The organism is Streptomyces sp. NPDC058221 (assembly GCF_042882365.1).
Classification (GTDB): Bacteria; Actinomycetota; Actinomycetes; order Streptomycetales; family Streptomycetaceae; genus Streptomyces.
In genome coordinates this window covers 24,703-34,871 of the sequence record NZ_JBHVWF010000089.1, presented here as the reverse complement: position 1 = coordinate 34,871, position 10,169 = coordinate 24,703, and the positions used below count along the sequence as shown (strand labels likewise).

Genomic DNA, 10,169 nt, shown 5'->3' with positions numbered 1-10,169 from the left:
CCCGCTTGTCCGCGCCCGGCAGGGCGAGCTGCCAGGCGAACCGGCGCTCGTCCAGCGGATCCACGCGCTGGACGTGGCTCAGGAACCTGGGCCACCGGGCCACATCGCTCCACAGTGCCCAGCAGACGGCGACCGGGGCCTTGATATCGACGGTCTCGACGATCGAGGAGGACATGGAAGCTCCTTCAATGACTGACGGTTTCGCGCATGCGATGTCTGTGGTGAACAGACCGGTTGTGAACTCGTCGGCTCTCCTGGTCCTGGCGTTTCTTCCCGGGACACCGGGAACCGCGCCCGTATGGACGCAGAAGGTCGTTCACTGCTCCCTGGCGGCCAGGGTGAAGGGATGTCCGGCGGGATCGGAGTAGAGACGCGTGTCGCGGGCGCCCCCGTTGTACTTCGTGTCCAGGGGTCGCGCACCCAGGCCGACCGCCTCGCGCTCCGCCTCGTCGATGTCCTCGCGTGCCACCAGAATCCGCAGGTGAGCTTGTTGGGAGTCGTCCGGCCGCGGCCAGCTGGGCGGCGCGTATCCGTGGTCCCGGCGGATCGCGAGATGGACCCCGGTATGGCCCACGATCTCGACGACATCGGGTTCGTCACCTATGTGCAATTCCGCGTTGAGCAACGTGGCGTAGAAATCCGCCAGTTCCTTCGGCTCGGCACAGTCCAGCACCAGCACGCTCGTCTTCGCCACCGCCACTGCCATCGCCACCCTTCTGTCGGCCGGCATCCGATTTCCGGACTTCGGTCCGCGTACCCGGGCCGGGGGACGGCACACCCGGACCGGTTCGATCTGCACGCCGAGGACCTCGGCGACCTTGCCGGCCGGCTGGGTGTTGCCCGACGGCCGCGCGGAGGAGAGCCGGTCACGCCTCGGCGCCGGTCAGCTCCGCTGGAAGAACTCCACCTCGGCCAGGGCCAGATGACGGCCCTTGGACAGGCCGGTGGGCGAGCTCATGACCAGACGTACCGTTTTCACGTCGCTGATCCCCGTGGAGATCGGCTGCTGGCCCGGTTTGTCGCTGAGAGTGACCCGCTTTCTGTGCTTGTCGCCGTCCTCCGTCGTCACCTCCAGATCCACCTGGAGTGCGCGTCCCTGGCGGGCGTAGGCCTCCGGTGAGGCGGAGGGCCCGTTGATGATGATCAGATCAAGCAGCCGGAAAGGCTTGCTGAAGGTGTACGTCACCGAGGCGCGCGGCCCGGGTGCGCCCCAGTAGCGGTTGTTCAGCCCGTCCGTGGTGTTCTTCGCCGGGTGCCCGGGGATCTCGGCACTCGCGGCGATGTCCACCGGGGTCACGGGCTTGGGATCGCTCAGCTTGTCCCGGGTGTCCTCGACCAGGGCGCGTCCGGCCGGCAGCAGCAGGAACCCGCCCGCGCACAGGGCCACCACGACGGCCAGGATCACCAGGCCGCGCACCACCCGGCCCGAACTCGCCCGTGCCCGGCGGCGGAACGGCCATACGGTCCGCCACCACGGCAGCGGGGCGGCCTTCGCGGCCGGGTTCAGCGGGGTCGCGCAGCGCCGGCAGAACCTGCGGTCCGGCAGATTGGGTGTGCCACAGGCGGGGCATGGCGCCCCCTCCGCCGCCTCCGGCTCGGCCACCGGCCGTACGACGGGGCGCGGTGCCACCGCTTTCGCCGGCCGTACCGGCAGCACGGGGTCCGGAGCCGGTGTGCCGGGGGCGGGTGCTGCGGGCGGCCGGGGACCGGGTGGGGCGGCGGCCCGCGGAGTTCCGGTGTCCGGCGGCGATCCCACGGCCGAGGGGCTTGCCCCGGCCGGCAGGGCTCCGGTCCCCTGCACCCGGTCGGCGCCGGCAGTCGGGGCCGCGGTGGCCGACTCCTCATCGGTGTGCGGCGCTTCGCCGGTGTGCGGCGCCTCGTCGGTGTGCCGTCCTTCGCCGTCGCCGGAGGGCGGCCCCGGGGCGTCCGGGCCCGTCGCTCCCCCGGCCCTGCCACCACTGCGTCCGGTCAGCCGGCTGTACAGCGAGGAGGTACGGGGAGGATCGGCGGGCGAGGGTTCGTCCGCGGGGGGCGGCGCGGGCTCCGGGGCAGGGTCCGGCGGGGTGGGTTCGGGTGAGGCCGCGGGAGCCGAGGGTGTGCCCGGGTCCGGTGTGGTGTCCGACCAGCCCAAGTACGCGCCGCAGTTGCCGCAGAAGTCGTCCCCGGAACCGTTCGACGCCCCGCAGGTGGGACACGCGCGCATGGCGTCACCTCTCTTCGTCGGTCGGCGGGCCGGGCAGGACCTCGACCCGGCAGACGGTGTGCACCGGGCACATGGCCCGGACGATCTCGTTGACCCGGGCCGCGTCCACCGGCGCCTCGCCGTCCGGCCACACCCGGACCAGGACCTCTGCGGACGGCTCCGGCGGCAGATCGGCGCCGGCGGTGCTCGACCAGACCGCACCGCCGTCCCCGGACACCACGGCGTGCACGCCGAGCGCGAGTCGCAGTCCCTCCACCAGACCGCGCCCGGTGCCGCGCCACCGGTGCAGCTCCACCGCGTGGATCACCGCCTCGCGGCGCTGCTCCACCGGCCACCGCGGGTCGTCGACGGCTCCCACCCACGTCGCCAGCCAGGCCACGAAGTCGGCCGGAGCCACCCCGGGATCGAAGTACGAGGGCAGGTTGTCGAGGGTCGCGAACACCGGGGCGAGCACGGTGTCGAGACCCGCGGTGAACCGCTGCGCGAAGTCGTCGTCGGCGTACAGGGCGGGCAGCTGTTCGCCGATCGGGTACCTGCTGGGCAGGCCGGGTACTGCGGCGCGGCTCATCCGCGTGCCTCCGGCTCGACAGCCGTGACGACCACCTGGTGCTGGTACGAGAAGACGAGCGCACCGGCGGCCACATCGATACGGTCCGACGGTGCGCCGCGGCGCCCGGTCGTCGGATCGGCGGCGAACAGCCGGATCTCCTCCACGAGTGCGTTACCGGTGGCGCGTTGCAGCACACCGAACACCTCCCCGTACTGCACGGGCCGGCCGAACGGCCATCCGGTGCCGTCCGGACCGCCGTGCAGCGGGTTGAGAAGCCGGAACAGCGCGTCGAGCGCCGCGTCCCGCACCCGGTCGGTGTCGCCCGGCGCAGCGGCGAGCCGGGCCACGACGGTGACGCCCTGGTAGACCGGTGGCTCCACCACCAGCCTGGTGCCGATCAGGCGTCGCTCGTCGAGGCTCGCGGTGATCGCTTCGAGCACCTGGTCCGAGGGGATCATCTGCTCGAAGCGGAGCCGGTCGCCCTCGTCGGCCACCGCGTCGGGCACCACCAGGACCCGGACCGCCCCCGCACCGTCCGCCGCGGGCAGACAGCGCACCCGGCGTACCGAGGGTGCGGCCCGGCGGCTGATGATCTCGTAGTCCTCGGCGGTCACCGCGCGTTCCTGCATCCGCAGCGCGTCCGGGGCCCGCAGTTTGGCGTTCTCGACGGTCTCGCCGGCGACTCCGCCACGGGCCGCCTCCCGGTTGGTGACCCTCGCGACGTACGGAACGGAGCTGCGCAGCACGGAAATCACCCCGCGTGCGACATTGCCCGCCGGGCCGCCGCCGGTGCGGTAGCGGGCCACCCGAATCTGAGCACCCTTGGGCGGCACGGCGCCGCACTGGCGCAGGGTGCCGTCCGGCTCGCGCAGCACCGGAGGGAAGGTGAACTCGCCGGTGGTCGCGTCCACGCGGACGTGCCGGTCGGCGGGGCCGGACCGGCCGAAGTGCTCCACCACCTCCCATCGGCGCCATCCTCCGTCCGAGGACACCTCCACGACCGGGGGCTCACCGTCGAGGAGGACCGGCGGGCGGCCGAGCCGGAACGTCTGCCCCGCGACGCCTTCCGAGGTGCCGAGGGGCACATCGGTCACCGTCTCCGCGTGTTCGGCGTTCATGGTGCCGCCCACGGTGAACACCGCCGCCTCGCGCACCGTCGGGGACTCCGAGTAGAACGGCTGGCCCGGCTCCGCCTCGGTGACCCGGCAGCGCAGCCAGCCGGCACGTGTCCCGCTGATCACCGAAGCGGTGTGGCCGGCCGGCACGTACAGGATGATCTCGCCGGGCCGGTTCAGTCCGCCGGTGGTGTCCGTACCGGTCTCGCACTTCTGCCAGCCGCCGCCGTTCCACGCCTCCCACACCAGCGGGGGCTGGCGCGGGTCCACCCCGATGCCCTCCACCCTGCTGTCCACGCGCACCGCGACCACACAGCGCGGCACCGCCGTCGGCAGACCGAACAGCAGCGCGTCGCCCGGCTCCGGTGCCGCCTGGAAGCAGCGCACATCGAGCCCCTCGGCCAGGGTCCCCGTCCGGTCGGCCTGCTCGCCGGTCCGGGGAGCGGTCACCAGACGGGTCAACTCGCTGGGCACGATCCGGAGTTCGTCCGTGGTCGCGAACACCACGGCCTCCTCGGTCTCGCCACGCGCGGTGGTCACCTCGGTGCCCGCCGGCAGCGCCACCGTGTCGGGCTGCGGCGCCGACAGCCAGAAGTCGACCTCGGCCCCGGCCGCGGCCGGCGGGAACAGGCAGATTCCCAACAGGTCCAGGAACGCGGTGTAGTTCTTGTCCGGCACCCGGTTCAGCCGGTACAGCAGCTGGTCCACCAGGTAGGCGAAGGTCTCGATGAGGGTGACGCCCGGGTCGGAGACGTTGTGGTCGGTCCACTCCGGGGCGCGCTGCTGCACGTACCGCTTCGCCTCGTCGACGAGTTGCTGGAACCGCCGGTCGTCCAGGTTGGGGAAGTGCAGAGCCATCAGTCCGCGACCAATTCCTCGGTCTCCTCGTCGGAGGGGATCGTGTAGAAGGGAAAGACCAGGTTGCGCCGGTCGTTGGTGGATCGCACGGTGTAGTGCACGTCGATGTAGAGGGTGCCGTCCTCGATGGCGTCGAAGGCGATCACCACGTCGTCCACCGAGATGCGCGGCTCCCACCGCTCAAGGGCCTCGCGCGTCTGCTGCGCGATGCGTCCGGCGGTCGCGCCGTCCCCGGGGGCGAAGACGTAGTCGTGGATGCCGCAGCCGAACTCGGGGCGCATGGGGCGCTCACCGGGTGCGGTGCCGAGCACCAGGCGGATCGCCTCCTCGATCTCCTGGTCCCGTTCGACCATGCCGATCCCGCCGGTCGCCCCGACGCGCAGCGGGAACGCCCAGCCGCGCCCGATGAATCGCTCGCTCATCACATGCCCCCGATCCGGACGTTCTCGGCACCGGTCAGGATGTTCGCCGCGCACGCCGTCCGGTCGCCCGCCCGCGCCACCGGCAGCCCCCCGATCAGCACCGTTCCCGCGGCGAGCGCGGCCGGTGCGGGCAGGATCACGTTGGCCGGCCCCAGGAGCGCGTGCGGCGGGATCGGGCAGGTGTGCAGACTGCCCACGACGGCTGCGGGACGGCCGCCGATCAGTACCCGCATCACCGAGGCGGCGGCACCGGGCGGCGGGGTGGCGATCACACCGCCGTGGCTGGTGGGGTCGCCGGTACGGGCTGCGGCTGGCATGCGGCACTCCTTGCGGAAAGTCGTCGGCCCGAGGGCCCGGTCGTGGTGCAGGTCGGGGGTTCGTTCACTGATCCGGCGGGTGGGGCGCGGGGGACACGGGCCGTGTCTCAGTTGATCCGGATGAGCCGGGCCTTGAGGACACCCAGCAGGCCGCCGTCGACGGTGACGTCCGACGCACCGTTGACCTTCACGGAACGGCCGCCGATCCGCACCTCGTCCGTGCCGTCGATGTCCACCTTCCTGCCCTTCACACTCACGTTGCCCAGCCTGGCGTCCAGCGTGATGCCGTCCTTGTCGAGCACGACGGACGTGAGGGGACGGCCCCGCCCCGCGTACACGGTCAGCTCGATCCGGTCCCGCCGGTCGTCGAGGCGTACTTCGAGGCGCTCGTCGGCGGTGCGGAGCCGCAGCCCGGACGGGCCCGGTGCACGCGCGTCCAGGAGTTCCACCCGGTGGCCCGAACGGGACACCACCGAGCGGCGGTTGACCTTTCCGCTGGTCTTGTCGATGAGCGGGACGTCGTGCGGTGACGGCTGGTCCACGCCGTTGTACAGCCCTCCGATGACGTACGGGCTGTCCAGCAGGCCCTGTTCGAAGCCGACCAGCACCTCGTCGTTGACCTCCGCGCTCACGACTCCTCCCCCGCCGACGCCGCCCCACTGCACGGTGCGCACCCAGTCGGTGACGTAACTCTCGTCCAGCCAGGGGAACTTCAGCCGCACCGCACCGTGTTCGGCGCCGCCCGGCTCGCGTACGTCCGTCACCACGCCGACGGCGAGGCCCGGCATGCGAGGACCGCGGCCGGGCCCGCCGGTCACCAGGCCGGTCAGGGAGCGGTCCGGTCCCGCGCCGACCCAGACCGTCGTCCGGTACCCGTCATGCGGCTCCAGGACGTGCTGTACGGCGGTCGCCGTGTAGCGGCCGGAGAACGCCTGTCCGACGTTGCCGAGTGCGACGGGCTTCCCCGCCCGGAGCCGGGGGTTGCCCTCGGCCACCGCCTCCAGTTCCCCGAAGCCCGCGCTGACCTGGGCCGCTGTCGCGTCGGCGGCCGCCGTCGTCTCGGCCTGGGTCCGGTAGGGGGTGTCCGTGACGGTCACTTTCGCCTTGCCGAAGCGTGCGCTCATCGCCGGACTCACGCCGGGCACCGCCGTCTCGCTGTTCACCGACGGATTTCGGGCCACCAGTGCCCGCTTCGTGGTGACGTCCCAGCCGCGTACCTCCACCGACGCCGCACTGTCCGCGCTGGACAGCGAGGCGCGCAGTGCGAGCAGGTTGCGGCCGTACTCCAGCACCATGGGGTTCCGCGTCGCCGAGGTCGACGGCGCGGGCGCGCCGGACGCCTTCTGCGGCCGGGTGAACTGGAGCAGCCCCTGGTCGTCCACGTGTGCCTGCGCCCCGCTCTCCCCCGCCAGGTACTGCAGGAAGTCCCAGTCGGAGACGTTGGCCTGCGAGAGCTGCTGGTAGGTGACCGGCGCGGCCTGCACGGTCCCGCAGGCCAGCCCGGCCCCGGCGGCCACCTTGCGGACGATCGCGGCCGCCGTCATGTTCCGGTACGCCACCACCTTCCGGCCTCTCTGGAGGCGGTGCGCCTTGGAGTAGGCGCGCACCACCGTGAACGAACCGGTGCGGTCCCCGTCCAGCTCAAGGGCCGTCACTTCGCCGTTGAACAGCCGCTCGCGTGCCTGGCCCGACGCGGTCACCACCGACACCCGCAGCGGGGTGCCGATGGTGATGCCGGTCGCCTGCAGGAACTCGTGATCCGGGTCGCGGAAGGTGAGCACCGCCGCGTCCGGCAGGCCCACGTTCTCGTCCACCACGCAGCTCACCAGCTGGGCGGCCCAGACCTGCGGGAGTTCGGCGGGCGTCTCCACGACGGGGTCCGCCGCGAACGACCGGCCGCCCTTTGCCCCGGATGTGCTCACCGTTCCTCCTCACTGCCCGCGTCCCGCAGTGCCGGCACCACCAGTTCGGTGCCGGGCACGAGGGCCATCGGGTCGTCTATTGCGTTCGCCTCCGCGATGACCCGCCAGGCCGTCGGGTCGCCGTACTCCCGCCAGGCCAGCAGGGCGAGACTGTCCCCCGCCACGAGGGTGTGCGTACTGCGGGCGGTGCGCGCGCCGGACGTCGGGTTCTGGCCCGCCGGGTCGACGCTCGCCTCCTCGATGGACAGCGCGCAGGTCGCCCGCAGCGGCTTGCCGTCGACGTCGAACAGCGTGTACGTCACCGCCAGGCTCGACAGCACCCCGTCGAACGAGGTGGTCCGCGCGGTGCCCCACTCGAACCGCACCCAGGGGCTGGCCGGCTTCTTCCGGCCGAGGCTGGCCGGGGTCGGCACGCATGCCTTCATCAGCTTCTCCACCGCCTGCTCCACGGAGTTGTCGTGGGTGGCGGTGGCGTCCAGGAACACTTCGAGGCTCAGTGTGCGCGGACCGCTGCCGACGAACTCCGGCAGCGCCGACTGCCCGGCCATCCGGGACGGGGTGCGCCGCCATTCGGTGGTCTTGCGCAGCTCCAGGCTGGCGGGGTTGAACTGGAGGTCGAGCATCGCGACCGTCCCGCCGGGCTTCGCGCCGACCGAGGACGGAGGCTCCTTCAGGGTCAGCTGGGCCCTGGCCCGGCTGGAGCGCACCGCTGGAGACATGCCTGGACTTCCTTTCCGGTGCGGTTACGTGGAATGCGGGGGCTGTCACCCGTGCGCGCAGGGGCTCTTGAGGGGGCGTCAGGAGGGGCGCAGGCCCTGGTGGGCGATCTCCAGGGTCTCCACCGCGGCCTCGGACAGGGCGGGGTCGAACGACGGTCCCTGCCAGCGGACCGGGACGATCCCGAACACCTGCCAGCTGATGATCCGGCTCAGGTCCGGTTTCAGCGCCACGATCTCGCCGTCCTTGGGCTCCACCCTGCGCAGCGTCTCGTCGAGCCAGCGTCCGATCTTCGCCGTGTCGGCGGTGACCGGCCGGGTGAGTGTGATGTTCGTCCAGGTCACACGTCCGGGCAGCTGCCAGGTGAAACCGTTGTTACCGCCCTCGGCGTAGCTCTCCATCTCGACCTCGGCCCCCATGCCGGAGCAGGTGTGGAAAGCCCCGAGATCGTTGCCTGCTATCGCGAGCCGGAAGAACACACTCGTCGCGAAGATGCTGTCTGTCATTCGTCCGTCATCCGTTCCGTGCTCTCAGCGGCGTCCGTCGTAGGGGCGGCCCGTGCGGTCCCGGCCGCGCCGCAGTTCGGTGCGCAGCAGGCGGGCCATCGGGTCGAGCAGGCGGCGCGCCAGGTCGTCCAGGTCGGCGCCCGGGTCCCGCGAGGACTCGGCATGCCGGGCCGTGCTCTTGGCGGCGGACGGCGTCGCACCCGGCTGAGCCGCCTTGGCCGGTACGCCCTTCGAAGCGGTGCTTCCCCCGCTGCCGGTGACATCGCGCTGGATCACGGGTGCCGACTGCCCGGTCCCACCGGCCGCCGGCGGCAGTGCACTGGGCGGGCCGGTCCTCGGCCGCACCACCGGGACGGAGCCTGCCGCCGGCGTCACGGATGCGGGCGTGACCGGCGGACGGCCTGCGAGCGGCTGCGGCGCGGCCACCGGCAGGGGCCGCGCCGGTACGACGGAACCGGGGGCCGCCGCCCCGGCCGCCCCCCGAAGGGGCGGTGCGGGCCGGACGACCGGGGGGCCCTGGACGGGGACGTGCGAGCCGACGCCGTGTACGTCGGGGCCCCCGCCGGGTCCGGAGCGGTCGGCCGCGGCCCGCTGGACCTGGGGAGTTGCCGAGGTCCCGGCGGATGGTGCCGCCGACGGCCCGACGGATCCGCGGCCGGGGGCGGCCGGTGCGCCGGGCCAGCGGGCGGCCACCACCGGACGGCTGCCGGAGCGCGAGGCGGCGGGCGATGCCACCCCTTCCGGGGCGCGGGTGTTCAGGGTCAGCGGGCGCGCGGCGAGAAGCGAGAGGGTGCGGGGCGAGGCCGAACCGGGGTTGGCCGCGGAGCGGGTCACCGTACGCGGGCCCGGGCCCGCCGTGCCGGATGTCCGGGCACCTGCGGTGCCTGCGGCGGGGGCACGGGCGACGAGGACCTGGGCCGGGGCGTTGGGGTTGCGTCGGCCCCGGCTCCCGGAACCGGTAACGCCATCGGGCGGGCCGGGCCGTCGTGTGTTCCCTGTGGAGCCTTCCGGGGCTGCGGAGCGTTCCATGCCGGTGGCGTCTTCCGATGCCGGGCGGGGGGATGCGCCGGACCGGGACGGCGTCACCAGCGGTGTGGCGGGCCCGTCTCCGTGACCTGTGGGGCCCGGCGAGGAGACGTGGCCGGTTGTTCGGCGCTGGACTTCGCTCACACCGCCGCCCCCGGCCGCGACACTGTGCCGGGCGTCGCCCGTCCCCAGAATCGGGGCGTCTACGCCGCTCCCACCCGGCGCCGGCGGGACGCTCCGGGTGTCCGCCGCGCGCTGGGCGCTCCGGGTGTCCGGCCGGTCCCGGTCCGCCGTGCCGGGTTCCGGGACCGCTCCTGACTTCCGGTCCTGGCCTGCCGGAGCGCGCTGGACGACCGGGTCCGGTGCGGTACGGGGAGTGCGGGCACCGGGCGCGGCGGAACCTGTCAGGGCGGCGCTCGGCGGCAGTTCGGACAGTGGCGCGCCCAGGCCGCCGCGTGCGCGGGCGCCGGGGCGCCGGCCGGATGTCCGGCCCGGGATCTCGGCCCGTGCGGCCGGGCCTTCCAGGGCAGCGG

Annotated in this window: 10 protein-coding genes and 1 pseudogene; all 11 read right to left on the bottom strand. The window is 73.3% G+C overall.

Translation table 11 applies throughout. The features are described from left to right. On the bottom strand, positions 1–175 hold a 175-nt coding region (locus tag ACFVW8_RS25405; RefSeq protein ID WP_389693766.1), incomplete at its 3' end, for an SRPBCC family protein. 141 nt (positions 176–316) lie between these two features. Continuing rightward, positions 317–700: a VOC family protein gene (locus tag ACFVW8_RS25400; RefSeq protein ID WP_389693764.1), complete on the bottom strand. Its 384-nt coding sequence runs from the start codon at positions 698–700 to the stop codon at positions 317–319. A 183-nt stretch (positions 701–883) separates the two neighbouring features. Then, positions 884–2,203, bottom strand: a complete 1,320-nt coding sequence (locus ACFVW8_RS25395; protein WP_389693762.1) for an NADase-type glycan-binding domain-containing protein — start codon at positions 2,201–2,203, stop codon at positions 884–886. A 4-nt stretch (positions 2,204–2,207) separates the two neighbouring features. Beyond that, the gene (locus ACFVW8_RS25390; protein WP_389693760.1) at positions 2,208–2,771 is read right to left on the bottom strand and encodes a phage tail protein; all 564 of its coding nucleotides are present in this window, start codon (positions 2,769–2,771) and stop codon (positions 2,208–2,210) included. Continuing rightward, positions 2,768–4,726, bottom strand: a complete 1,959-nt coding sequence (locus ACFVW8_RS25385; RefSeq protein WP_389693758.1) for a putative baseplate assembly protein — start codon at positions 4,724–4,726, stop codon at positions 2,768–2,770. Before ACFVW8_RS25385 ends, ACFVW8_RS25390 begins: the two co-directional genes overlap by 4 nt. Further along, positions 4,726–5,148: a GPW/gp25 family protein gene (locus tag ACFVW8_RS25380; protein WP_389693756.1), complete on the bottom strand. Its 423-nt coding sequence runs from the start codon at positions 5,146–5,148 to the stop codon at positions 4,726–4,728. Before ACFVW8_RS25380 ends, ACFVW8_RS25385 begins: the two co-directional genes overlap by 1 nt. Further along, entirely contained in the window at positions 5,148–5,465 is a 318-nt protein-coding gene (locus tag ACFVW8_RS25375) for a PAAR domain-containing protein (RefSeq protein WP_389693754.1), read from the bottom strand. The genes ACFVW8_RS25380 and ACFVW8_RS25375 overlap by 1 nt, the downstream gene beginning before the upstream one ends. A 107-nt stretch (positions 5,466–5,572) precedes the next feature. Then, a complete protein-coding gene (locus ACFVW8_RS25370) occupies positions 5,573–7,387 on the bottom strand; it encodes a VgrG-related protein (RefSeq protein ID WP_389693752.1) in 1,815 nt (604 codons plus the stop codon). Continuing rightward, the gene (locus tag ACFVW8_RS25365; RefSeq protein WP_389693750.1) at positions 7,384–8,106 is read right to left on the bottom strand and encodes a peptidase M23; all 723 of its coding nucleotides are present in this window, start codon (positions 8,104–8,106) and stop codon (positions 7,384–7,386) included. Before ACFVW8_RS25365 ends, ACFVW8_RS25370 begins: the two co-directional genes overlap by 4 nt. Before the next feature lie 78 nt (positions 8,107–8,184). Continuing rightward, entirely contained in the window at positions 8,185–8,610 is a 426-nt protein-coding gene (locus tag ACFVW8_RS25360) for a phage tail protein (protein WP_389693748.1), read from the bottom strand. Positions 8,611–8,634: 24 nt separating this feature from the next. Then, positions 8,635–10,169 (bottom strand): annotated as a pseudogene (locus tag ACFVW8_RS25355) (hypothetical protein); the annotation flags it as partial.